Below are 25,863 nucleotides of genomic sequence, written 5' to 3' on the forward strand. Positions count from 1 at the left end.
TACTCCAACATACCCGGAACTACCCCGCTAGTACCCAAGCCGGCAAGACGACGCTGCTCAACTGCCTGAGTGCCGCCATCCCACCACGCGAACGAGTCGTCACGTGCGAGGAGGTCTTCGAGCTGAAGATCCCGCTCAGGGACGTGGCATCGATGCAGTGTCGTCAGCCCAGCCTCGAGGGCACCGGGGAGATTCCACTGCGACGACTGGTCAGGGAAGCGCTGCGCATGCGTCCGTCGCGGATCATCGTCGGAGAGGTGCGTCAGGCCGAGAGCCTCGACCTGCTCATCGCCCTCAACAGCGGTCTGCCCGGCATGTGCACCATCCATGCCAACAGCGCTCGCGAAGCCATCACGAAGATGTGCACGCTGCCGCTGCTCGCCGGCGAGAACGTCGGTAGTCGGTTCGTCGTGCCGACCGTCGCGGGGTCAGTCGACATCGTGGTGCACGCCGCGCTCGACCACGATGGGGTCCGGCGGGTTCGCGAGATCGTCGCGGTACCGGGGCGGGTCGAGGGTGACGTCGTCGAGACGGCCGACATCTTCACCCAGCGTGAGGGTGTGCTCCGTCGAGCAGACGGTTTCCCGCCGCATCCGGAGCGGTTCCGACGCGCCGGGTACGACGTTGCCGCCCTCTTGGCCCAGGAGTGACCAGATGATCGGAATCCTCGTGGGGTTGCTCCTGGGCTGTGGCCTCTTCTGCCTGTGGTGGTCGGCCTGGGTGCCTGAGCCGAAACCCATACGCCCGCAACGGGTCTCGCTCATGGACCGGTTGCACGACGAGCTCGTCCAGGCGGGGTACCCGTCCCTCGGTCCACGCACCCTGGTCGTTGCCTGCCTGGTGGCTTTCGTGTTCGTCGCAGTCGGGGTCCTTGCGACCACCGGGGTCGCGCCGGTGGCGCTGTGCTTCGCAGCCATGGCGGGTTATGGCCCCTTCGCCCTGGTGCGGCTGCGGGCCAGGCGACGCCGATCCAACCTGCGTGAGCTCTGGCCCGATGCGGTGGACAACATCACCTCCGGGGTGCGCGCAGGGCTGGCCCTGCCCGAGGCGCTGAGCCAGCTGGGCGTGCGTGGGCCGGAAGAACTACGACCGGCGTTCCAGGCCTTCGCGGAGGACTATCGGGCCAGCGGGAGGTTCCACGACTGCCTCGACCGCCTCAAGGACCGGCTGAGCGACCCGGTCGCGGACCGGCTTGTCGAGTCCCTGCGGATCGCCCGGGAGGTCGGCGGAAGCGATCTCGGTGGTCTGCTGCGCACCCTGTCGACGTTTCTTCGCGAGGACAGCCGCACCCGATCCGAGCTCGAGACCCGACAGGGCTGGACCGTCAACGCGGCCCGGCTCGCCGTCGCGGCCCCCTGGATGGTGCTGGCGATGCTGTGCACCCGATCCGAGTCGATCCAGGCCTATGCGACCACGACCGGCACGGTGATCCTGCTCGTCGGCGCGGCGGTGTCGGCGGCCGCATACCGGGTGATGGTCTTCATCGGGCGGCTGCCCGAGGACGAGCGAGTGCTCCGATGACGAGCGCGCTGGCCGGCGGGGCCCTCGGGCTCGCACTGGGACTCGGCCTGCTCCTCGTCTGGGGCGGGCTGCCGCGAAACCGCCGTGCCACCCTCGACGACCGACTCCTTCCCTATCTGCGTGACGCCCCGCGCCCCTCTCGCTTGTTGGACCCTCGCAGGGTCGGGCGACCCGGCGCCCTGAGGGTCCTGGCTGGACCGCTGGTCGCCGATCTCGGAGGCCGCATCGAGTCCATCCTCGGCGGGTCGGCGTCAGTGAGGCGACGCCTCCAGCGGGCTGGCAAGGCTCCAGACGTGGACCGGTTCCGAGCCGAACAGGTGCTGTGGGGCGCTGTCGGCCTGCTCGTGGGGATCGTCGTCGGCAGCCTCGTCTGGCTGGGCAAGGGTGGTTCGGTGGTGCCTGCAGTCCTGGTCGTCCTGTGCAGCGTCGGCTCTGCGGTGGTGGCTCGAGACCAGTGGCTCAGCCGAGAGGCGAACGTCCGCGAGCAGCGGATGTTGGGCGAGTTCCCCACGATTGCCGAGCTGCTGGCTCTCGCCGTCGGCGCGGGCGAGGGCGCCGTGGGCGCACTCGAACGGGTGTGTCGCCTGTCGCACGGTGAGCTGTCCGCCGAGCTCGGCCGCTGCCTGGCCGACGCCCGCGCCGGAGCAAACCTGGAGAAGGCCCTGCAGGGACTAGCAGACCGCACAGGCCTGATGAGCCTCTCGAGGTTCGTCGACGGCATGGTGATCGCGGTCGAGCGGGGCACGCCCCTCGCCGAGGTGCTTCGCGCCCAGGCGCACGACGTTCGCGAGACCGGCCGGCGGGCAGTCATGGAGGCGGGTGGCAAGAAGGAGATCGCGATGATGATCCCCGTCGTGTTCCTCGTGCTGCCGATCACCGTGTTGTTCGCAGTCTTTCCCGGGTTTGCCTTCCTGCGGTTCTCGATCTGACCACTCCTGACCACTTCTGGCCACGTGACCTCCTGACGACAGCACCTCCTGACGACAGCACCACTTGGCTCAGCACCTGCTGAACCATCACCGAGAGGAACCTCATGACAGTCCTTCACCGCTCACTGGTCCGCGCCCAGCTGGCCGGGGCCCGCGCCTTCCGGAGCGTCGGCCAGCCTGGCGAGCGACGCGAGCACCGCGAGCGGGGCGACGTCCCGGGTTGGGTGCTGATCACCCTGATGACAGCCGGCCTGGTGGCGGTCCTGTGGGCAGTCGCGGAGGACCAGCTCACGACGATGTTCTCCGACGCGCTCAACAGCGCACGGCGGTAGCGACCGTGCGGTGCAGGCCTGGCGACGGTCGGCGCGAGGGCGGTGCGGCCGTGGTCGACTTCGTCCTGGTCTCGGTGTTGGTGTCCGTGCTCTTCCTCGCCGTTTTCCAGGTCGGGCTCGCCCTGTACGTCCGCAACACCATCATCTCCTGCGCATCCGAGGGGGCTCGCTTCGGCGCGAGGGCCGACGCCGACCCGCGCGTCGGTGCGGCCCGCGCGCGCGAGCTCATCGGGAGCTCGCTGTCGGCACGATTTGCCCGCGACGTGTCTGCCGAGGTCGTGGAGGCCGGAGGTGTGCAGGTCGTTGCGGTGCGCGTGCGCGCGCCGCTGCCCGTTCTCGGACCGTTCGGCCCTGACAGCGGGTTCGACCTCGTGGGTCGTGCATTCCTGGAGCGGCAGTGATGCTGGTGCTGCGTCGGCGGGCAGTGGCGCTCAGGATGAAGGGCGAGCGTGGCAGCGCCGTCGTGGAGTTCGTCTTCCTGGCCGTGTTGCTGATGGTCCCGCTGTTGTACCTCGTGATGACCCTGTCGAGGATCCAAGCGGCTGCGTATGCCGCGTCGACCGCGGCGCGCGAAGCGGGCAGGGCGTTCGTGACGGCATCCGAGCCTGCGGCTGCCCGCGAGCGCGCGTCAGCCGCCGCCCGGATCGCCTTCGAGGACCAGGGCTTCGGCCCTGACGGGGCGCTGACGATGGCCTGTGACGGCACACCGTGCCTGCGGCCCGACGGTCGGATCGAGATGACGACCACCGTGACGGTTCCCCTGCCCCTGATCCCGTCCTTCGCCCGCGGTGCCGTGCCGCTCGAGGTGCCGGTCACGGCCAGTCACGTGGCCGTCGTCGACCGGTTCCGGGGACAGCGATGACCCGCCAGTGCAGCGGGCAGCTCACGGCGGCATCGCGTGGGCCACTCGGCGACCGCTGGTGGCAGTTGTCGAGGCGCTTGAGATCCCCAGTGGTGCTCGGCCGGAGCGGCCCGGAGGCGGGCCAGGTGACGTTGTTGATCCTGGGGTTCAGCGTCGTGGCGATCCTGCTCATCCTCGGGACCGTGGCCGTCACCTCCGTTCAGCTGTCCCGGATGCGCCTCCTCGACGCCGCCGACGGAGCAGCACTGGATGCGGCCGACTCCCTCGACCTCGGTGCGTACCAGCGCGGGTTGGGCGATGCGGTCGCGGTCAACAGCAAGACCGTGCGCGAGACCGCGGTGGGGTACCTCGCACAGCGCCCGAGGCCCGCCAGCATGCTGGCCTGGCAGGTGGCTCCGGGCACCGGGACTCCGGACGGCCAGACCGCGGTCGTCCGCCTCTCCGGCCGGGCCGAGCTGCCGTTGGTCGGTGGGCTCCTGGACACCTTGGGCGGCTCGGTGACGATCACCGTGGAGTCGCGTGCTCGCGCCGACCTGGATTAGGCGTCCGCCCTGACGATTCGCGACACGGCGAGGCCGCGACGGGCGATTGTCGTGTATGTGGACTTTTGCGTCGCCAGATGTGGCGGTTCTGTGACAGGCCGTTGACCGCCGAGTCTCGCCGCTGGTTACCTGCAGGGAGCATCACTGACATGCATTCGCTTGGGTGTGGCTGCGGAAGGGCACGGAGCCACACCTCATCTGGCCGTGTCTGGGGAGTCCGGGGAGACGGTCTGTCGATGGTCCGCGCCGCCTTCAGGGAGGTGTGCTGTGACGCTGCGGGGCGAGCTTCCCTCCGGCGGGCGGAACTCCGGCGCGCGCAACTCTGGCGCGCGGGCTTCCGCCGCTCTCGGGGTCGGCGGCACGACGGGTCTGAGAGACGTCCTCACCGATGCGTCCATCCTCAAGGCGATCCGCAACGCTGACCGGCTCAAGCCGGGGGACAGGCCCAAGAAGGGCGTGACGCTCAAGGCCGCCGAGGCGACTCGCCTCCTGCGCAGCATCATCCACTTCGTGGCCGACGTGCCGTCCGACTCCTCGCCGATCGTGGTGTGGGAGCAGGAAGGCAGCGAGCTGTGGGTCGACATCTCGACCACCGCGCTCACCTGCATCCCGGGAGTCATCCGGGTCGCCGTGAAGGTCGGCTGCGACCAGCTGCCCGAACCGGCCGTGATCACGGTGCCGTTCGGGGTCGGGACGCCCGAGGCGCCAACGGGTCTGGTGATGTCGAGCCTGAGCCGGCTCGACGGACCCGAGGTCGTCACCGGACGCTGGACGGCGGCCCTCACTGCATTTGCCTGGGAGGCCATCCTGGAGCTCGCGCGCAGGATGTGCGCCGAGCTCGGCAAGGACGCCGCAGGCCTGCCCCTCATCCCCGGGTCGGTCGCCGCGGGGTCGCAGATCCTCGTCGTGCAGCCGATGGCGCGCAACGACCTCTCCGGACTGCGGCGCTGACCGATGACACTGACCCAGGACGGGATGGGCGCCTTCGGGTCGCTCGCTCAAGCGCTGGGGATCACCGACGGGTCAGGGGCCAACAGTGCGTGGTTCGGCGACCCGATGGGCACGTCGGGCAACGCCCACGGCCTGACGACGATCCTCGCCGACACCGGTCAGCGGGACGCGCTCATCGCCTTCGTCGACGAGGCGCTCGGACCGCCTGAGCTGCACCGCGAGGGTGAGCAGAAGTGGATCCCCCTGTTCTCCGAGTCCTCGCCGGCGATCACCGTGTATGCCGTGGTCGAACCGGTGCAGGGCGCGGTGCGCGTGGGCGTTGCGGTGGAGCACCAGGCAGGGACGACAGCCCCGACGGTCAAGACGACGATCCACGTCCCGATCTTCCACGTGCCCCGCAGCGGTCAGACCGACAGCCGCCCGACCGACGCGACCCTCCCGCGCTGGCTGCTCCTCGGCCGCCCCGGTGGCCGGATCAGCATCGGCGTCGAGGCCGACTTCGCGGACGCTCCGCCGGTCCCGGGAGTGGCCTACCTCGGCGGGGCGAGCGTGCACCTCGCGATCCCGACCACGACAGACGACACGGTCGGCTTCTCCCTCTCGCTCGTCGACCTCCAGCTCCCGGGGGCGACGGCTCCCCAGAGCCGCACCCTCGACCTCGACTCCCTGACCACGCTCGGCGCCGACATCCTCGAGTTCGTCGTCGGCATGGTGCGCCAGCAGATCGACGCCCTCAACCCTGCCGACCCGGTCTTCCGGCACGTCATGGGCCTCGCCGGGATGCTCGGCCTGCGCGGACCCACCGTTGGCGTGCCGCCCCTGCCGATCGCCGAGCTCCCGACGCGAGGCCTGACCGCCCTCGTCGAGTGGGTCGAGTCGATCCTCGAGGACGACACCGTCCTGGACGCCTGGCTGGCCGAGCTGGCCCGCCTCGTGGGCGGTATCCCTGATGCCGCGACGAACTCTGTGGGCTTCGCCATCGGGCCGGCGACGCTGCGTCTCGGGCTGCGGGTGACGCCCGGCACCGGTGGGCACCCGACGCTCGTGCCCTGGCTCGACGTCCGCTGGTCGCCCGCGCCGGGGATGGCCGACCTGACGGCGACCGTCGACCTCCTGCGCGCGGACACCGGCACGGGCAGTGTCACTGCAGTCCCGGGGCTGCGGGCCGAGGCAGCCTTCGGCTCCCAGGCCCACAGCGGCACACCCCTGCTGACCGGCGCGACCGCAGTGGGCGGTCTGCGGGTCGGCATCGGCCTGGACGCGGCGCGCAAGCCGGCCTTCACCCTCACCCTCCACGGGGTCGACCTCCCGGGAGGCATCCACCACGACCTGCTCGACCTCTCCTCGCCGCAGGCAGCGGTCGCGGCCGTCGACTCCCTCGTCTCGACTGCCCTCAGCAATGCCCTCCTGGGGCTGGGAGGCGCCCAGGCCGCCGTCGAGCGGCTCCTCGGCATCGCCGCGCCGGCCAACGTCACCGCGATCACCGCCTCGGCCCTCATCGCCGACCCGCTGGCTGCGATCAAGAACTACTGGCTCGACGTCCTGCAGACCCCGAATGCCATGGCCGATGTCCTCGGCCGCCTCGCCGAGCTGCTCACCGGCGCCGTGCAGGTGCCGACCCAGACCGGCGACGCAGCCGACCCGTGGCGCCTCGACGTCGCCAGCGGTGTCGGGCTGCGGGCCTGGCGCGAGACCGACGCCATCCACGGGACGGAGACCCTCGTCCTCGCCCTCGGCGCGGACGCCTCCCTGCCGGTGCTCACCGACCTCGAGGTGGCGGTCGGCGCCGACGTGGTCCTCCTGCGGGTCGAGCTGACCGCTGGTCACGTCTCGTTGGCGGCCGGCGCGAGCGCCGAGGTCCTGCTCCGACCCGTGGGCGCCGACCCGATGACCCTCGACCTCGAGATCGCGAAGGTCGCCTTCACCGGCATCGGCGTCGCAGCCACGTGGGCCCCGGGCGCGGGACTGGCTGCACGCGTCCTGGGTGACGGGCTCACCGTCACCTACACCGACCCGCGCACGCTGGGGCAGCGAGTCCACGGCATACCGCTGCCCGAGATCTCCGCCGCTGGGGTCGTGACGTTCACGCCCGACTGGGACCAGGTCGAAGGCCTGGTCACCGCCCTGCTCGGCAGGGCGCGGTCCGACGTCCTCGGCACCCTCCTGGACCTCGCCGGCTGGAGGGGGAGCGGCGCGCACCTGCGCCTCGGCGCCCTCATCACCGACCCGGGCACTGCCATCGAGAACTGGCTGCTCGACCTCGCCCTCGACTGCGCCAACATCCGCACCGCCCTCGGCCCGGTCGCGTGGTTGCTCAGCGGTGGCGCACTCGCGACGCCGTTCGGTGGCGGCCGGCCGGCCGACCCCTACCGGTGCCCTGTCGGCGGCGATCGCCGTGCGCCCGGACTGGCGGTCTGGACCGTCCCCGGCTGCCCGGACGTCTCGAGCGGCGGACCCGGCGGCCCCGGGTACGGCGAGCTGCTGCGCGGCTACACGGTGCCCGACGGGCCCGCGGTCGCCGCCACGTTGCGAGCGGCCGCACCCAGTGCGCCCGACCTGGCCGACCTGCTCGTGGGCCGGACCCGGCTGGGGGAGGGCATCGACTCGCTCGTCACCCGCTGGAAGGACACCGACGGCGTGGTCGGCGCGGTGGCGCCCACCGGCGTGACCACGAGCGTCCTGACCGGTCTGTCGTATGCCGAGCTCGTCGCCAACGGGCGGACCGGCAGCTACGTCCTGGACGGCGTCGGTGTCGCCACGGACACCGTGGTGCACGTCGGCTGCGGTGCCGGCTGGCTCACCGACGTGCCGGGCGGCCAGGCGATCGACGCGACGGGGACGGCGCCCACGCCGATGCCCGATGCGACGACCGGGCAGTGGTTCGTCCAGCTGCCCACCCCTCCGTCCGTCGCCTCCGAGCGTCCGGACCACGACACCACCGCGGCGCTCGCGGCACGCCTGACCGCGGTGCTGGCCGGGCGCACGGCCGACGTGGTCCTCGTGGGGTACGGCGCGGCCGGCGCCGCGGCGGTGCGCACGGCGGTGGGTCAACAGCGGGTCACCGCCGTCGTGACGGTGGGGACGCCCTGGTCGCCGGTCGTGCTGACGTCGCTGACCACGGGGCTGGGCGGCGATGCCGTGCGCTTCCTCGACCGGCTCGTCCCCGACCCTCTGCCGACGTGGACCGACACGTTGCTCGCCCTCGGCTGCGACCCGCTGCGGCGTGGCCAGGGCCTCGTGCGGCGGGCCATGGCGGTGCTCACCCCCACCGACCTGCCGAGCGCCGCGGACGAGACCCTGCCGACAACCGCCGAGGTGCACGCGGTGTTCGGTGCGGTCCCCGAGGCCGACGTCCGCTCGGCCATCGCCTCGGTCGCCGTGGCCGGAATCGCGGCCCGCTCGGCCGAGGCGGCAGCCGACGTCGCCCGCACCACCGGTCCTCCCACCGAGGTGCATGTCGGTGTCGACCTGCCGGTCCTCGACCTCGACCTCGGCGGCCTGCTCGTGGGCGTCGGGGCGCGGGTCGACCTCGCCTCGGCGCGCCGGGCGACCCCACACCTCCAGCCGCTCCGCGAGGTCGTCCTCGACGTGCACCTCGGCATCACCGACGGCTGGCTGGTCGGCGGGCCGGGCGCGGCCCAGCAGGATCTCGCGGTGCGCTGGGTCGAGGCGCGGGTCACGATCCCCCTCGGCGAGGGCGGCGGCGACGGGACGACCGAGCTCGTCCTCCACGAGGCCCGCGCGTTCGCGGCATACCGGGAGTCGTGGGTGGTCAGGGCCGACGGTGACGGCACCACGGCCACGACCGCGCTGCCCGAGGTCAAGATCCTGCTGTCCGAGATCGGCACGCGCATCCGCACGGCCTCGCCGGCGCTCGCCGGCCTGCTCACCCACCTGGGGATCCTCCGGGACAGCGGAGTCGACCCCGACGCCATCGACCACCTGCTGCACGACCCGGTCGCCACGATCCGCCCCCTCGTCGTCGCACGCGCCGCCCAGCTGGCCGACGACGTGCGCGCACWGACCGGCGTGACGGTCCGCCCGAGCGACTTGGCGCCGACCGCGATCCGGGTCGGGGCCAGTGGCCTGCACGTCGACGTGGACCTCGCCACCGGGACCATCACCGGCGACCTGACGCTCGCCGTCGAGGGTCTGCCCCCGCTGGAGCTGACGCTGGGCGCCGGAGCCGCGGGCGTGACGGCGACCGCCGCCCTGGGCGTCCTTGTCGACGGCGTGGGGGGCATGCGCCTCGTCGGGTCCGCCGGGACCGCGGGTGCCCAGCTGGCCGTGGAGTCGCGGGCTCCGGGCGCGGTCGGGTCGACGACCACCACGCTCTATCCGGCAGTCGACACCGAGGCGCTGACCCGGCTCGCGACGGTGGCCGTCCCGGCCGTCGTCGCCCAGCAGCTCGCCCGCTGGTGCCGCACGGAGGCGAGCGACGCCGGGCGCGCCACGATCGACGCGGGCCTGTCGGCCCTCGGGCTCCTCGGCCCGCCCGCTCCCTCGGGAGCGCGCGACGTCGTGCTGCCGTTCGGACTGTTCACCGACCCGGGCGCGTGGTTGCGAACCCGTTCGGACCCTCTCGCAGCGGCCGTCGCCGTGCTCGAGGCGCTGGCTCCCGTGGTCGTCCCCGGCCGCGCCGTCGGCGAGGCCGGCTGGCCCCTCGGCAACGGGCTGACCATCTCGTATGCCGTGGCCGCGGGTCGCCTCGACCTGTCAGCCGAGCTCGCGCTGACCCCTGACGTCGGGGGCAAGACGGTGACGGTGGCGGTGACCGGTGGGTTGTCGATCACCGCGGCCGGCGTCGTCGCCCCGCTGCTCGACGCCGAGGTGCTCATCGACGGCCCGGGGCTGCGGCTCCAGGTCGCTCCGACCGTCACCCTCGACCTCGTGCGGAGTGCGCCGGGCACGCCGATCCGGCTCTACCCCGCGGGCGCGGGTCTGGCCGACGCCATCGGGGCGGCCGCCCAGTCAGCCGTCCGGGTCGCCCTCAACGAGGTCATCGGGCACCGCAACGACGGGACGGCCACGCCCCTGCGCGCGGTCGCGAGGGCGGTGCACGAGCTCGGTTCCGGCCTGGACCTGCTCGTGGCCGACCAGTTCACCGACGGGCGGATCTCGGCCTTCGTCAGTCCCAGCCCCGCGGCATACCTCGAAGCGCACCTGCCCGGCGTCGTCACCGCCGGCGTGCAGGCCCTGGCCGAGGCACTCGACCCAACCGGAACGCTGGTCCGGGTCGACCCGGTCGCCCTGGGCGTCCGGCGGATCACCTTCGGCACCGTCACGCAGATCCACCTGGACCTCGACTCCACGACGCCCTCGCTGACGATCGGCGGCGACGTGACCCTGCGGGACAGCGGCGCCCACGTGATCGGCCACATCGCGCTCGAGGGGCTCACCCTCTCGCCGCAAGGCGTGCGCGTCGTCATGCGCGCGGGTCCGTTCGCCATCCCGGCCGGCCCGGTCGTGCTCCGGCCGATCGCCGTCATCCGGGCCGGGTTCACCGGCAACGGCTTCATCCCCCTCGTGGGGGTCGGGCTCGGGCTCGACGCAGCCGGGGCACAGTCGGTCGAGGTCCGGTTCGGGCCGACTGGCGTCGACGTGGCCGCGGTGACCCGCGTCGCCGGCGTCGAGACCGGCGCCGACCTGACCCCGGCAGGCGTGGCGCCCATGGTCCTGGGGGTCGCGCTCGACCTGGCAGCCAGCGTGCTCACCGAACGGCTCGGGACCGTCGTCACCGACCGCGCCACCGGCATGCTCCAGGGCGTCGTCTTCACCGGAGGCGGGCGCCAGATAGACACCACGCTCTTCGGCGACTTCCAGCATCCAGAGCGGCTGCTCCACCGCCTCGAGGTGCTGCTGTGGAACTGCGCCACCGACCCCGCCCACGGCGTCAACCCGGTGCGTCCGCTCGGCGTGACCATCGACGGGGCCGTGAAGATCTCGCTCGCGAGCGAGGACCTCGGCGCGGGGCAGAAGCAGATCGGGCTCAACGTCACGCCGGTGGGCGACTTCGCCTTCCCGACCTCGGGAGTCAACGTCGTCCTGCGGGCCGACGCGTCCTGGATCGACGACGACGTCCTGCCCGGCCTGTCGATCTTCGTCCTCAAGGGCACGGGGGTCGACGACCTCGTGATCTCGCCGGCCTTCACGGTGGCCGGCCTCGGCGTGCGCATCACCAAGCCAGCCGGTCCGCTCCTCGAGCTGGGCTCGATCGCCCTGGACGGCATCGGGCTGTCGATCTATGCCGCGGTCAACCCGGACGGCGTGGGCGGGGGCGCCCAGATCGAGCTCGTCGGACTCGCGGTCGCCCCCGGTGGCGGCGGCGACAACGGCGTCGCGAACAACATCATGAACGACGTCGGGTCGGCGAGCCAGAACAACCGCCCCAACTTCAGCCCTGCCCTGTCCGTCCAGCGCCAGCCCGGGCCGGGCCAGCAGGTCAAGGTCGGGCTCCGGGCCGGCGAGCCACCGGGGCCGTGGTGGCTGGTCATCCAGCGACAGCTCGGGCCGTTGTACGTCGACCGGATCGGGCTTGGAGTCGTGGAGTCCGGCGGGCGGGTCACCGAGATCTCGCTGCTGTTCTCCGGCCAGCTCTCCGTCTTCGGCCTGACCGCCGCGGTGGACCGGCTGTCGATCACGTGGCACGGCGGCGACGTCCTGTCGATCTCCAGCTGGTCGGTCGACCTCATGGGTCTGGCCGTCTCCGCGAACCTGTCGGGGCTGTCCATCGCCGGTGGCCTGCTCAAGACCGTCGACGGCGACACCACGTCGTACGTCGGCATGCTCATGGGGCGGTTCGCGGCCTATGGGCTATCGGTGTTCGGCGGCTACTCCGACGACGGCCACGGCCATGCCAGCTTCTTCATCTTCGGCGCGATCAACGGACCGATCGGCGGCCCGCCGGCCTTCTTCCTCACCGGACTCGGCGGCGGCCTGGGCATCAACCGCGGACTGGTCATCCCGCAGGACATCTCCCGGTTCGGCGAGTTCCCGTTCATCCAGGCGCTCGACCCCGGCGCCACGCCACCGGCCAACCCGATGGACGAGCTGCACCGCCTGTCGATCTACTTCCCGCACCAGATGGGCAACTTCTGGTTCGCGGCCGGCATCTCGTTCACCTGCTTCAGCCTCATCGACGGTGTCGCGGTCGTCGCCGTGTCCTTCGGCAACGGGCTGACCATCGACCTGCTCGGACTGGCCCGGATGGCCCTGCCGCGGCCGCAGGCGGCCATCGTCTCGATCGAGCTGGCGCTGCTCGTGCACTTCTCGACGAGCGAGGGCGTCTTCCTCATGAAGGCCCAGCTCACCGACAACTCGTGGCTGCTCTACCGTGACGTCCGGCTGACCGGCGGCTTCGCTTTCGCCCTGTGGTGGAAGGGGCCGCTCTCTGGGCAGTTCGTCGTGACGATGGGCGGCTACCACCCGAGCTTCCACCGCGACGGCTATCCCGTGGTGCCGCGGCTGGGCATCGTCTGGCAGATCAGCAGCGTGCTCGTCATCAAGGGAGAGTCCTACTTCGCGCTGACGTCCGAGGCGCTGATGGCCGGCATCAAGGTCGTCGTCTCGCTCGACCTCGGGTGGGTCTGGGCGCGGGTGGAGTTCGGGGCCGACGGCATCGTCTACTTCGACCCGTTCTGGTTCGAGGTCAGCGCCTATGCCCGGATCTCAGCCGGCATCCACATCGACCTCGGCTGGTTCGGGACGATCAGCTTCAGCATCACCCTCGGGGCGAGCATCAAGGTGTGGGGCCCGGACTTCGCGGGCCGCGCCGAGTTCGAGATCGGCCCGTGCACGGTCCCCATCGAGTTCGGTGGCTCGAAGGCGCTGCCGCCACCCATGCCGTGGACGGCGTTCGTCGCGAAGTACCTCGAGGCGTCCGGCAACGCCGCCCGCACCCTGTCGGCCATCACCGGCAAGGGCACGCTGCCGACGGCGGCCGGGAGCCAGTCGGGCGCGCCGTCCTCCGACGGCACCCTGGCCCTGCCGTTCCGGGTGTTCGCCGAGTTCGAGCTCACCATCACGACGAGCGCCCCGGCGACTGCTTTCGCCTTTGGTGCCACCACCTTCCAGGTCCCCATCCTCCGGGCCGGCCAGTCCACCCGGCTCGGCCTGTCGCCGATGCAGGCCCACGACCTGACCTCCACCGTGGCCGTCCAGCTCTTCGCGCTCGACCCGGTGACCGGGGTCGCCACCCCAGACGCGCGCCTGTCCAAGCTCGTCACCGGCTTCAACTCCAGCCTCACCAGCCCGCGGTCGGGTAACGACTACTACCCGGTCGGGGTGTGGGGGCCGCCGGGTGCCGATGTCCCGAACAAGCCTCTCCCGCAAGGTGATGTCGTCCAGGCGGGCAAGCTCGTCGTCCTCGTCGCCGGCATCGAGGGCGCGGCCGTCGGTCCGCAGATCGACTACCGACAGGTCAAGGCGCGGCCCGAGGACCGCCGGCCCCTCCCGCTCACGGCCAAGGGCACCGACCGCAAGCAGTTCCTCAACGTCGCCAAGGCCCTGGACGACGGGCCCGTCAAGGCGATCGCGTCGGCCGACGACGCCTTGGCCCTGGCCGCCGCACGCCTGTTCACCGAGCGCAACGGCCTGCCGCGCGGCGGGCACAGCGCCGTCGCCCGCGCGGCATACCGGCTGGACCACACCGCACCACCCATGTTCGGCACGCTGACCGACGGACTGGCCCCGGCGAACGCCGACAAGGGGGTCAAGACGGAGCTCGCCCCGCCAACGCCACCCGCGCAGCGCGACCCCCGGAGCCCGTTCGTCGCCGGACACCTCACCTCCGGCGTCGGCGCCGTCATCCGCGCCACCGGGACGACCGTCGCCGACGGCCGGCTCAAGCGCCGCCCGGCCCCGTCGATCGAGTCCGTCCACGGGCGGATGGCGCTGCACCTGCCCGTTTCGCTGACCCTCGGAGCGCCACCGTCGGTCCCGGCCCGTGGCACCGTGCTCGCGTCGGGGTCCGTGCCCCGCACCGACGCCGTCGGGTCGACTCGTTCGTATGCCGCAGGCCCGCTCGGCACGCCCGGCCTCCAGTCCCTCGTCGGTGGGCTCCGCACCGAGGCTTCGCGCTCCTCGGCTCGTGGTCGCCGGTCCGCGGCGACGGCCCGTGGCGATGCTGCGGCTTCCATCCTGCGCAGTGGCGACGTCGTCGCTCTCCAGTGCCCCGACGCGGCCTTCGACGTCGACGAGGCCCGCCGCCCGAGCCTCAAGGTTGCCGGCAAGGCCCGGGTCACCGTGCTGCAGGGACGCACCGTGCTGTTCGACGATGACGTCGTCGACACGACGGTCCCGGTCCCGGCGGGTGCCACGCACATCGGCCTCCACGCCGACGGCGACGCCGACGCGTCCGACGGACTGGCGGGCTGGCACGAGGGCACGCGCGTGGCACGGCTCGGCAGCCAGACCGCGCTGGCGGCGGGCTGCGTCGTGTCCTCCGCAGCCACCGACGGCACGGGCGTGCTGCAGTGGGACAGCGCCGGATCCGTGGCCCACGAGGCCCCCGAGGTGACCACTCGGTTCAGCCGACCCGTGCACACGGTGGCCGTCGCGCTCACCGGCACCAGTCCCACCACCCTCGACCCGACCGAGCTGCGCCTGGTGGGTGGGCACGTGGCGACCGACCGGGCCGGGGTCGAGCGGCCGCCCCAGGCGGTCTCGCTCGGCTCGACGAGCGTGCTCGTGTATGCCGTCGTGCCCGACAAGGACGCCACGGCGATGTCCGTGGTGGTCACGGCGGGTTCGGCCTGGGTCGTCACCGGCGTCGTCGGCTCCGACCTGGCGCCGGAGGAGCTCGCGGCGGTCCTGGCCGCACGCGGTCTGTCGGCCGCCACCGCCAAGGTGCTCGCGGTGGCGGGGCCGGGGTGCCAGGTCCAGTGGACGGCCCCCGCTCAGCGGTCCGGCGGCCCGAGGCGGCCGCGGGCCGCCAGCCCGCGTCGCCCGAGGAGGAAGTCCACGTCATGACGATGCAACCGGGCCGCTTCCAGCTGTACACGAAGTTCTCGCCGGCACTGACGGCTGGCAGCTACAAGTTCACGACCAACCAGAACCTCGCGGCCGTGGGCAAGGACGGGGCCCTCGGCGCGACCGAGCTGCCCGTCGCCCGGCTCGACACCCACGTCACCGTGACCTCTCCGCGCTACCTCCTGCCGCCGGACCAGGCGCTGTCGACCTACCCACCGGCGGGCACCGAGGGCGCGTACGGTTCACGGCTGCCGCAGGTCGTCATCAAGCGGCGCACCCTGCCCTGGGAGCGGGCCGTGGCGGGCGCGCCGGCGGGTACTCCCTGGCTGGCGCTCGTGGTCTTCGCGGAGGGCGAGGCCGAGGTGCTCACCAACGTCGACGTCGCCCAGTGCGTGACCTCCGGCGTCAGCCTGCCCGGTGCACCGGACGTCGCCAAGGGCTCGTGCCTGTCGATCCGCAAGTCGATGGTGGACACGATCATGCCCACCCAGAAGGACGTGCCGCTGCTCGTCCACGGGCGCGAGGTCGACCTCGACGACACCGAGCTGATGATGGGCGACGACGACGGTTTCCTCGCCGTCGTGATCGCCAACCGGCTGCCACTGGCCGTGACGGACTCCGAGGGCAAGGAGGTGCCGGTCAAGTACCACGCCTGCCTGGTCAACCTGGAGGGCCAGTTCAACCAGCTGCTGCCGCAGGCGCCGCCGCACAAGCGGTTCACCGACCACCTCGTCCTGGAGACCGGCTACTTCCAGTACACGCAGGCGGCCTACGACCAGAAGCTCATGGGGATGTCGACGTCGGCGACCAAGGTCGGGCTGGGCGCCCATGGTGAGACGGTCGACGGTCCTGTCGGCCCGGCCGCCGATCCCGACCCGCGGGCAGCCCAGGTCGCGACCCACTACGCCGCGACGGTCACCCCCGAGACGACGACCAAGGCCTACGCCGGGTCCACCTCCTGGGTGGCAGGCAAGGCATCCTCTGAGATCTCGAAGGACGTGGTCGTCTCCGCCGTCGCGGACCGCATCATCCTGGCGCTGGACCCCGTGCTGCGATTCCCCGTGCTGCTGCGCTGGAGCTTCACCTCCGTCGGCGACGCGACCTTCGAACAGCTCATGAAGCACGTCGACAACGGACTGCTCGGCACTCGGGGAGTCACCCCCAAGGACCCGGTCGGGCGGGCCGCTCTCGAGGTCACCGAGACCGGTCACGTCGGTCTGGACCAGCGCACGAGGCGTGGCGACCTGGTCCGGGCGTGGTACCGCGGACCGCTGCTCCCGCACCCGGCCGACCTCGCCGGACCGCGGCTGCAACTCGCCCACACCGGTGACCAGCTGCGGTCGGTCATCCCCGACGGCCGCGAGGACCTGTCGCTGGCTGCCGCGTTCGAGATCGGCAGGCTGCTCGCCCTGAGCCAGCCCTCGATGGTCGCCGCGCTCCTGGAGTGGCGCCAACGGGACTACCAGGTGGCGCGCGGGCACGCCATCTGGGACGGCGTCATCGCCGACCTGGGCATCACCGGTGTCGTGATGAACGCCGCGCCGAGCCTGGGGGTCCTGCTGTCCCGCGCGTTCGCCGGAGCCGCCGCGTCCGCGCCGGGCGCCGTCATCGGGCCGCCGCGCGAGCTGGTCACGCCGGGCGCGCCGATGGAGCTGAAGGGGGACGGGCTGGCCACCGTGCTCCAGCACTTCGGCCTCGACGTCGCCGCTGACGTGGACCTCCCCGTGCTCCTGCACACCCTGCGCGAGACCGAGGTGCCTCGTATGCCGCTCGCTGACCTCACGCGTCCGGCCGCCAACGCGGCGCTCAGCTCGGCCCTGCGCTCGGCTCACGAGCGCACCGTCACCCAGTTCGTCGTCGGCGCGCTGTCCACGCAGATCATGACGTCCCCCCAGATCCCGACCGGACCCGCCGGGGGGCCCGGGCTCGCCGGCGGCACACCGGGAGCGCCCGGCGGCATCCTCGGCGGCGTGCCGGTCCGGCCGCACGACGCACCCCTGGACGAGGGCGACGACGCCCTCGAGCGGGCCCTGCACGACCGGAGGGAGGAACCGTGAAGCTCGACGTGCCCACGATGGTCCTCGACCTGCCACTGCGGCTCAGCGAGGCGATCTCCGTCCCCACCACGGTCGAGGACGACGACGACGACTCGGCCATCCCCGCTGCGCTGCGCGCCTGGCTGGTCCGGCTCCGTCTGTTGGAGGGCGTGCCGTTCGCCAACCTCGTCGCCGACAGTGAGCTGCTGCCGCCCGAGTCGATCCGGTGGTTCTACCTCGACCGGCGCTGGACCGACGCCCTGGTGATGGGCGCCCTGGCGGTCGGCACCGTCAACAGCGACGACCGCACCCAGCTGAGCGCCGCCTACGACGCGATCCGCACCGAGCTGGACCAGGAGGAGCGCAACGCGCGGCGGCACCCGGGTCAGCCGCGGTACGGAGGGGCGGTCGACGCGGTCAGCGGCTTCCTGCTGCGCTCCCAGGCGGTCTCGGGGTGGCCGGGCCTGCACGTTCGGGCGATGACGCTCGACCCTGTCGGCGAGGCAGACAACCGGTTCGTCCCCGAGGACGACCCCAACCGGATGCGGCTGCTGCGTTTGGAACGGCTGGCGCCCGCGGTGCTGTTCTGCCTCTTTGACGGCATTCCCTCGGTCGTGCACGTCGAGGAGCCGCGGCAGGGCGTCCAGTTCGGCTTCGACCCCGGCGAGGTCGACGGGTCGTTCAGCTACATCCCTCGCGACGTCAACACCTTCGCGGACCTCGAGAAGCCGGGCGGTGCCCCGGTCATCCTCGACGTGCCGTTCCGGGCCACCGAGGGCGCCACGGGAGTCATCGACATCCAGCAGGTGCAGAAGGACCTCGTCAACCTGACGGCGACCCACGTGGGGACCAGCCTCGACGCCGCGGAGTACGCGCTGCAGCTGCTCCGTTTCCCCTACCGGCAGGTCTTCGGCGACCCTCGCGGCGTGAGCATCGGCACGGTGTTCAAGGCCTCCGTGGTCTATGCCAAGCAGGTCAACGAGACGTTCAGGCTCGGAGGCGTGTGATGGCAGGCTTCGACCTGACTCCCGAGCGGCTCGCCAAGAGCATCTACACCGACCGCTTCGCCGCGCTGGCCCGCGCCGACGTCGACCTCGCCACGTGGAAGACCTGGGACAAGTACCTGGTCCGGGAGAAGCGGATCCTGGTGCCGGTCGACGTCCAGGCCTACGTCGTGCCCGCCGGGGGAACGGAGCCGTGCGTCGACGTCGCCGGCGTCGACGGAGACCCGGCGCCCTTCGACGCCGGTGCAGCTCGCGCGGCGGGCGTCCATCTCCACTGGGCGCTGCCCGACGCGTTGCTGCGGGGTGAGAACGACCCGGTCACCAAGAAGGTCAGGCTGCCCCGGCTGCCCGACCGGTGGGTCGTGGTCCGCACGCTGCTCCCCGAAGGTGCGCGCACGGCATACGCCTCGGGGTGGGTCATGGACGCGGTGACCGGCGGCGTCACACCACTGTCCACGTATGCCGGGACCGTCCCGCCCGGCGCGTTGCCGCTCGACGGCGGGGTTCCTATGGAGGTGCTGGACGGCGGGGCTCGCGGCAGCCTCATGTGGACGGCGACCTACCTGGGCGCGATCAACCGGTTCGCCCTGCACGACCCCCTCGTCGACCTGCCGGGCGTCGAGGTGGCTCCGCACGGCTTCCACCGGGGCAAGGCCAGCTACACGGTCGCCGGATGGTGGACCGACTCCGCCGCCGACCCGCTCGCCGGGAGTCGCGGGGAGACCAGCGTGCGGGCGCGCCTCGCCCAGCTGCGTTGGTGGGTCAGCCCCGACGGCGAGGATGCCGTGGAGTATCCCGAGGACCCCCGGACCACCAAGCTCGAGCAGTATGCAGGGCTGAAGTCGCCACGGACCTACGCGGCGACGACGGTGCAGACCCAGTACGCGAAGTCGACGACGACCTACAGCTCGGTCGCTCCCGAGGCCGCGATGCCCGTCGCCGACGTGGCTGGGGTGACCGTCGGGATCGGGGCCACCCGCTACCACACGATGCTCCACGGCTCGGTCATCGGCGTGCCCGTCGACGGCACAGCAGGAGGTGCCGACGACCGGCCGGACCCCTCGACCCTGGCGGCGAGCCTGGGCACCGACATCGACGACATCGTGTCGGCCTTCGCGGCCCCTGCGCTCGGGATCGATCCGGCCAAACGCCTGACGGCAGAACGACTGTGCGCGGCCTTCACCGGTGACCTGCTCGGGCGGATCGGCACACCGGACGGCCTCTCCGACCTGGCCGACCAGGAGCACGCCAACGGCTTCTGGGCGCTGCCCGGGCGCCCCGTCGCGGGGGCGAAGGCGGACCGGCTGCGGACCGAGGACGGGACACCCCTGGGCCCCCTGGCCGTGGGGCGCAAGGGCCGGGCCGCCCACCAGCCGGCCAAGGGTTCCGGGGTGCCGAAAGGCACCAAGGTCGGCTGGCGGGGCGTGGCTCCGATGACGAGCGGCAAGCGCGCCACGGCGCGTGACGACGCGCGCGGCGAGGAGCGCGGCGAGCGCGACGACCCCGGAGCGGGGACACGCAAGGGCGGCACCAGCGCCACGCCTCCCGCAAGTCGCGAGGTCGTCCGCGCCGCACCGCGGGTCTTCCGCCCGGCACCGATGATGGTGGGCCTGCGTGGGGCCCACCCGTCGGCGCGGCACCACGGAGACGGGATGTTCGACGACAAGGGGCTGCTGCGCTGCCGCTTCCCCGGCGAGGTGTCGCCCTCGATCGACGGCACCGTCGACGGGCGCTCGGTCCTGCCCACCCTGGGCAGTGGAGCGGTACCCGGCGAGGTCACCCGGGTGGTCCGCGAGGCGATCATCTGCGACGGCTACTCGGTCGGTTGGCTGGCGGCGTCCTCGGGTCGCAAGGGGGACGACGTGCGGGCGATCGAGGGCCGCCTCACCGCCGAGATGCTGCGGCTCTACGGCACGACGGCGACCTATGACGGATCCGGCACCGGTCTGGTCGCCGAGGCTGCCCGGGCCCGGATGCCTCGGGCGGCGGCCCGGGACTCCTGGTCGGGTCACTCCCAGCTCGAGGAGGTCGAGACCCTCCAGGTCGCGGCCGAGCTGTCCCGCTTCTCCCTGGTGGCCTGGACCCCACCGAGCCCGATCGCGATCACGACGTGGCGGCAGCCGTGGGTCCCGCTCTGGCTCGAGTGGCGGGTCGAGCTCACCGGCACCGAGGACCTGGCGGGCTGGTCGCTCGTGGACGGCGACCTGCGGCGCAGCGAGCCGGTCGTCGGCGCGACGCGGACCCTTGCCGGACGCAGCCCGCTGACGACCGGGGTGGGCGAGTCCCTCACGACGGCCATGACGAAGTGGCTGGAGCAGGAGCAGGCGCGGGACCTGGCCTCGCCGAGCCAGTCCCTGATCCCCGACCCCGACGAGGACGTCCTGGCGGGGGTGGCCAACCTCATCCGGCCGCTGGACCTGTGCTCGGCCTCCTTCGACGGGATCCGTGAGCAGCTGCTCGGGATCGCCTACGAGGGGTTCGTCCAACGGGTTCGGGGCACCGACGGGGTCAACCGGCCGCGGGCGACCGGCCTGCCCGTGCCGCTCTTCGGCGGCTCGCTCTCGGTGCTGGACCTGCGGCTGGTCGACGCGTTCGGCCGGGTGGTCGACGTCCCGCTCACGGGGCTCGCGCGCACCAGCACCCAGGAGCTGCCCACCGAGCCGACCGGTGTCCTGCTGCCTCCACGCATCCAGAACAGCGCCCGGTGGCTGCTCCGACTCGTCGACCCGGCCTACGGGCTCGACCAGGACCCGGCCGACGCCCCCGAGGCGTACGTCGACCAGCTGCGGGCCGCGCTCGCCGTCACCCCGGTGTCCGGCTTCCTGCTGCCCGACCACATCGACGAGGCCCTCGAGGTGTTCGACCGCGACGGTCACCCACTGGGGCAGCTCGAGCACGACTCCTTCAGCGTCGACGACGGCCCCGGCTCGGTGCGCTGGGACCCCGCGCCCGGACGACCGGTCCCGCCGGACGCCGGTCCGCTGACCGACATCCCGCCGCACGCGCAGCACGCAGCCCTGTTCGCCGCCGGACTCGTCCAGGCCGACATCGAGGCCCGGCAGGCGGCGGTGCCACCGTCGTGCAGCGCACTGTCGGCCCTGCTGCGCGCCATCGACTCGACGCTCTGGACCGTCGACACGTTCGCCGCCATCGGCACGCCGACGATCGCCGGGCTCGTGGGGCGACCGGTCGCCGTGGTCCGGGCCACGTTGCGCCTGGACGCGCCCGACGACATCGACGAGGTGCAGGTCGACGAGGCCGGCGGCGCGGAGGCGCGCAAGGCGGCATACGCAGCGCTCGCGGCGCACGAGTTCCCGTTCCGCATCGGCGAGCTGGGCCGCAGCGATGACAGCGTCCTCGGCTTCTTCGTCGACGACGACTACACCCGCTTCCACGTCGTCGACAAGGTCGTGGCCGACTCGGCCCTGGCCTCCGGACCGCGGACCGGCTTCCTCGGCCGGCTCGGCGACACCCCGGCACAGGACCCGATCGAGCACGGCTACCTCGTCCTCGAGGACACCCTGACGATCCGCATCGGCCAGACTCTGCGCCTGACGATCCTCATGCTGCCGGCCGGCAAGGTGCACGTCACCTCGGGCATCCTGCCGCGCAAGGCGCTGGAGCTGGCCGACACCTGGGTCGGCCCCGGGCTCGCAGCGATGGTGCCCTCCATGCGCGTCGGACCGCTGCTCGTCGACCCGGCCGAGATCCGGCTGCCCAACGTCGCCTCGCTCGGCGGCAAGCAGCAGTTCACCCGGCGCACCGGGCCGATCAGCTGGAGGGACGACCCGATCCTCGCCTCGACCACCAACGCCTACCTGCCCAAGCTGCCCCACGAGGTCCAGGAGGGCTGGATACGCGTGGCGCCCGACGAGGAGGGGAGCCCATGACCGGCAAGCGGCGGGCACCGCTGGGGTCCGCGTCGCAGCGGGAGGCGATGGCGGCCGGGCTGCGACGTGAGGCGGCGCGCGCAGCCAAACGTGGGCTGGCCGCGGATCGGGCCGCCCGCGACGCCACGCTGCTCAAGGGAGTCGACCGGGTGGCGCTCGAGGAGGCCATGCGGTCGGTCCTCGCGGCGCGGGAGGAAGCAGGAGCCGACCGCCCCCACGCGGCAGCCGCCGAGGCTGCTGATGCAGCACACGCCGAGGACGCCGCCCTTGCGTTCCCTTCGGCGGTGGACCCTGCGGGCCGCTGGGTGCCCATCGGCCCCTCGGTCGTGCGGCGGGGTCAGGCCGTCGACCGGCCACGGGTTGCGGGCCGCATCCGCGACATCGCGGTGGACGCGACCGGGCGGCGGGCGTATGCCGCGACGGCGCAGGGCGGCGTCTGGTACACCGACGACGGGGCGGCGACGTGGTCGCCGGTCGGCGGGTGGTCCGAGCGACGCAGGATCCGTGGGGGCGCGGTCAACGCCCAGGCGTGCGGCTGCCTCCTCGTGGACTTCAACGCGATGCCCCTGCTGGACACCGTGCTGGTCGGGACCGGCGAGCCCAACTTCCTGCCCGTGGGGACGCCTGCGCCGACCGGGGAGACGACGATCGACGGGGTCGGTGTCCTCGCGGCGATCGGCCCGACCTTCCCAGCCGGTCAGGCCGAGCCGTGGGAGCCCGACACCGGCATCGCCGCTCTCGAGGGGCTGGGCATCTTCAAGCTCGTCCGGAGCCCGGCGAGCACCCCGGGCCTGGCCACGGCCGGCGCCACCCAGGACGTCGTCATCGCCTGCACGACCAACGGCGCGTTCCTGGGGCGGCGGCAGTCGTTGCCTGCGGGCGGTGGAAACCCGGTCCGCGACGGGTATGTCTGGCAGCGCCTGGCGGCGGTGACCACGGCCTTTCCCGGTGCGGCGATCTCGGACGCGGTCTGGCTGCCCGGCGGGCGGCTCGTGCTCGCGGTCTCGGGCCAGGGCCTGGCCTTCAGCGACAACCTCGGCGCCGGGGTGACGCCCCTGGCGTTGACCAACCCGGTTGCGATTACCGGTCACGTGAGCCTCGCCGCCACGGGCAACACGGTCTATGCGATCGGCGAGACCGGCGGCAACCCGGCCCTGTGGCGGGTGGCCGACGCGACCGTGGCCGCCCCGACGGCAGACGACGTCGGCACCCCCGGCGGCGCCGGCGGGGTCCCGGCGACGCTGTGGGGGACCCAGCGCGACTACGACCAGTGCCTCGCCGTCGACGTCGTCGGCGCGGTCCACCGCGTCTACTTCGGTGGCAGCTCCTTCTCCTACGGCCCGGCCGACGGCGACTGGGGCGCCAGCCTCTACTGCTTCGACGTGGCCGCATCAGGCGTGGCGGCTCCGCCGTTCGTCCTCCAGGCCACGGTGGGCGTCTCCTCGGCGGCCGCCCTGCCAGGTGGTGATGGCGCGACCGCGGCCGGCGCCATCGGCAACAACGTCCACGGCGACGTGCACCGGCTCGTCCTCACCGGCAACGCCCCGCCGCGCCGTCAGGTCTGGGCAGCGACCGACGGCGGGGTCTTCGTCTCCGACCGCTCGGGTCGCGTCGGCACCTTCGCGGCCTGCAACACCGGCCTCGCCTCGCTCCAACCGGTGTTCGTCCGCAGCCACCCGGTCAACGGACACCTCGTGGCCACCGGGTGCCAGGACAACGGCAGCCAGGTGCGCATCGGCGACTCGGTCTGGGACGAGCCGTTCACCGGGGACGGCGGCGGTGTCGCCTTCCACCCGACCGCCTCGCACCTCCTGGTACGGCAGTTCAACCTCGCCCGGTGGTACTGCACGTCGACCACCGCCTTCGTCGACCCGATGACCCGGAACCCCGGCGAGCCGAGCCGGGTGTTCGGCATCGGCGGCGAGGGCACCAACAACTGGTCCAGCTTCTACTCGGGGGCCGCGACGGTGCGCGTCCCGCCGGTCGGTGCCAACCCGCCCACTGGGCGGCTCGCGATCGGCACGTACCGCGTGTGGCTCACCGACGACCTCGGGGTCGGTGTCGGACCGAACACCTGGCGGGCCATTCCCTACCCCAACGGCGTTGCGGCCGACGGCCGCCCCGGGGTCAACGGCGCGGCCAACGCCGCTCAGATGGGGATCGGTCTCACTGCCCCATCCCTCGGCACGATCGTCACCCTCACGTGGGTGTCACCGACCCAGCTGCTCGTCCTCTACACCGGCGGCATCGTCCGCTTCACCGAGGCCCCGCCGGGAACCTGGGCCTCCACGACGTGGTCGATCACCAACGCCGCCGTCGCGATCCCACGCACCACGACGTTGACCGACGTCGCGGCGGTGCCCGGCACCCAGGACTTCTACGTGGCGACGACCGGCGTGGTCGGTGGCCCCGACGAGACCCTGTGGTTCTTCAACAACGCCGACAACCGCTTCAAGCGCACCACGCTGCGCCGCCAGCTGGACGCGGGCGGGGCCGTCAACAGCGGTCCCCGCGACCCGGTCTTCTCCGTCGTCGTCGACCCCGGCGACGCGACAGGAAACACGGTGTATGCCGGCACCGTCACCGGGGTGTGGCGGGGCACGCGCACCAACAACGCCACCGGTGCCCACACGTGGGTTCCCTACGTCAACGGGCTGCCCCAGGCGACCGTGCAGGACCTCGACATCTGGCGCGACCGGGGCGGTGCGCTGTCGGCGCCACGGCTGCTGCGGGCGGGTGTCCAGTCACGCGGAGTGTGGGAGGTCGACCTGGCGCGGGACGCGGTGCCGCAGACGTGGATCCGTTCGCACCGGTTCGACGACCGGCGCAACCCGCTGACCGTCCACACCGACCCGCTCGCGGCGCCGCCCGCGCTCCCGGCGTCGCTCGCGGCGAGCCCGGACATCACCGTGCGACCGAGGTGGCCGGTCGCGGCCACCCCGGTCTTCCTGCCCGCCCCGGCCATCACGGCAATCAACGCGCCGGCCTACGACGTGTGGACCTTCCAGACGGCCTTCCGGTGGCTGCATCCCAGCGTCGTCGCCAACGGCCAGTTCTCCGACGCGCTCGGGCGGCTCGTGGCGCTGCACCGCACCCAGATGGCGCCGGCAAAGTCGGCCGTACCTCAGATCGACGCAGCTGTCTGGGCCGACGTGGTGGGCGGGGTGCGCGTCAAGGCCGACGGCACGGTGACCACGGACACGGCGGATCCGCGGGCGGTCTACCGCGCGCCGTGGCAGACGCCGCGCGCGGCCAACGTGACCGCGACGGAGGCCGACCTGCTGGACCTCGTGCCCCGCAACGTCGTCAACGACCTCTGGACCGTGTTCCGCGAACCGTCGACCGTCGACGTCCTCGTCCACCACCGGGATGCCATCGGGCTGCGAGCCAACCAGGGCTTCGTCGTCCTGCTGTGGCGCGTGGGCGCGACCCCCTCGGACCTGTTGGCCCTCTCGGTGACCACGCTCCTGCCCTTCCTCACTGCGGCTGCGGCCGGGACGGCTCAGGCGGTACCGGGCGGCTGGAACCTCGCGACGGGCGGGGGCGGGGTCACCTGGCGGACCGTGCCGACGGCAGTGGACGCACGGATGCCGCGAGCGGTGTCCATCGACGTCGACCTCACCCCGGTGCCGAACAAGCAGCAGGTGCTGTTCCTCGCCTTCGTCGGGTCGATCGGTGCCGGCGAGGTGTTCGTGCCGCCCACCACCGCGCCGGGTGCCGTCGTCCCGCCCACCACCGTCTCGGAGCTCGTCCGCTTCTGCCCGTATGCCGCCGCGCGCATCGTCCACATCGAGAACCGCCCCACCTGACGCCCCTGGCTGCGGGGT

At 72.6% G+C, this 25,863-nt stretch carries 12 protein-coding genes and 1 pseudogene; all 13 read left to right on the forward strand.

All coding sequences use genetic code 11. From position 1 onward, the window contains the following. Window positions 1-32: 32 nt before the first annotated feature. A pseudogene (locus tag AC1DWP_RS13945) lies at window positions 33-650 on the forward strand (CpaF family protein); the annotation flags it as partial. A 4-nt stretch (window positions 651-654) separates the two neighbouring features. Next, window positions 655-1,521 carry a type II secretion system F family protein gene (locus AC1DWP_RS13950; protein ID WP_477615071.1) on the forward strand — a complete coding sequence of 289 codons (867 nt, stop codon included), beginning with the start codon at window positions 655-657 and terminating at the stop codon, window positions 1,519-1,521. After that, on the forward strand, window positions 1,518-2,450 hold the full coding sequence (locus AC1DWP_RS13955) for a type II secretion system F family protein (RefSeq protein WP_477615072.1): 933 nt from the start codon (window positions 1,518-1,520) through the stop codon (window positions 2,448-2,450). The genes AC1DWP_RS13950 and AC1DWP_RS13955 overlap by 4 nt, the downstream gene beginning before the upstream one ends. Window positions 2,451-2,554: 104 nt before the next feature. After that, window positions 2,555-2,782 carry a hypothetical protein gene (locus tag AC1DWP_RS13960; RefSeq protein WP_477615073.1) on the forward strand — a complete coding sequence of 76 codons (228 nt, stop codon included), beginning with the start codon at window positions 2,555-2,557 and terminating at the stop codon, window positions 2,780-2,782. Between the two features lie 50 nt (window positions 2,783-2,832). Further along, on the forward strand, window positions 2,833-3,183 hold the full coding sequence (locus AC1DWP_RS13965; protein ID WP_477615074.1) for a TadE/TadG family type IV pilus assembly protein: 351 nt from the start codon (window positions 2,833-2,835) through the stop codon (window positions 3,181-3,183). Beyond that, window positions 3,183-3,644, forward strand: a complete 462-nt coding sequence (locus AC1DWP_RS13970) for a TadE/TadG family type IV pilus assembly protein (protein WP_477615075.1) — start codon at window positions 3,183-3,185, stop codon at window positions 3,642-3,644. The genes AC1DWP_RS13965 and AC1DWP_RS13970 overlap by 1 nt, the downstream gene beginning before the upstream one ends. A gap of 125 nt (window positions 3,645-3,769) precedes the next feature. Then, the gene (locus AC1DWP_RS13975; protein ID WP_477615076.1) at window positions 3,770-4,186 is read left to right on the forward strand and encodes a pilus assembly protein TadG-related protein; all 417 of its coding nucleotides are present in this window, start codon (window positions 3,770-3,772) and stop codon (window positions 4,184-4,186) included. A 267-nt stretch (window positions 4,187-4,453) separates the two neighbouring features. Further along, window positions 4,454-5,137, forward strand: coding sequence for a hypothetical protein (locus AC1DWP_RS13980; RefSeq protein ID WP_477615077.1), 684 nt, complete (start codon window positions 4,454-4,456; stop codon window positions 5,135-5,137). A 3-nt stretch (window positions 5,138-5,140) separates the two neighbouring features. Beyond that, window positions 5,141-15,106 (forward strand): DUF6603 domain-containing protein, encoded by a 9,966-nt coding sequence (locus AC1DWP_RS13985; RefSeq protein ID WP_477615078.1) that lies wholly within the window; start codon window positions 5,141-5,143, stop codon window positions 15,104-15,106. Further along, window positions 15,103-17,163, forward strand: coding sequence for a hypothetical protein (locus AC1DWP_RS13990; RefSeq protein WP_477615079.1), 2,061 nt, complete (start codon window positions 15,103-15,105; stop codon window positions 17,161-17,163). The genes AC1DWP_RS13985 and AC1DWP_RS13990 overlap by 4 nt, the downstream gene beginning before the upstream one ends. Then, a complete protein-coding gene (locus AC1DWP_RS13995; RefSeq protein ID WP_477615080.1) occupies window positions 17,160-18,149 on the forward strand; it encodes a hypothetical protein in 990 nt (329 codons plus the stop codon). Before AC1DWP_RS13990 ends, AC1DWP_RS13995 begins: the two co-directional genes overlap by 4 nt. Continuing rightward, window positions 18,149-22,036, forward strand: coding sequence for a hypothetical protein (locus AC1DWP_RS14000; RefSeq protein WP_477615081.1), 3,888 nt, complete (start codon window positions 18,149-18,151; stop codon window positions 22,034-22,036). Before AC1DWP_RS13995 ends, AC1DWP_RS14000 begins: the two co-directional genes overlap by 1 nt. Then, a complete protein-coding gene (locus tag AC1DWP_RS14005) occupies window positions 22,033-25,845 on the forward strand; it encodes a hypothetical protein (protein WP_477615082.1) in 3,813 nt (1,270 codons plus the stop codon). Before AC1DWP_RS14000 ends, AC1DWP_RS14005 begins: the two co-directional genes overlap by 4 nt. Window positions 25,846-25,863 lie beyond the last annotated feature (18 nt).

The sequence above is a fragment of the Pedococcus sp. P2_F6 genome (assembly GCF_056403675.1).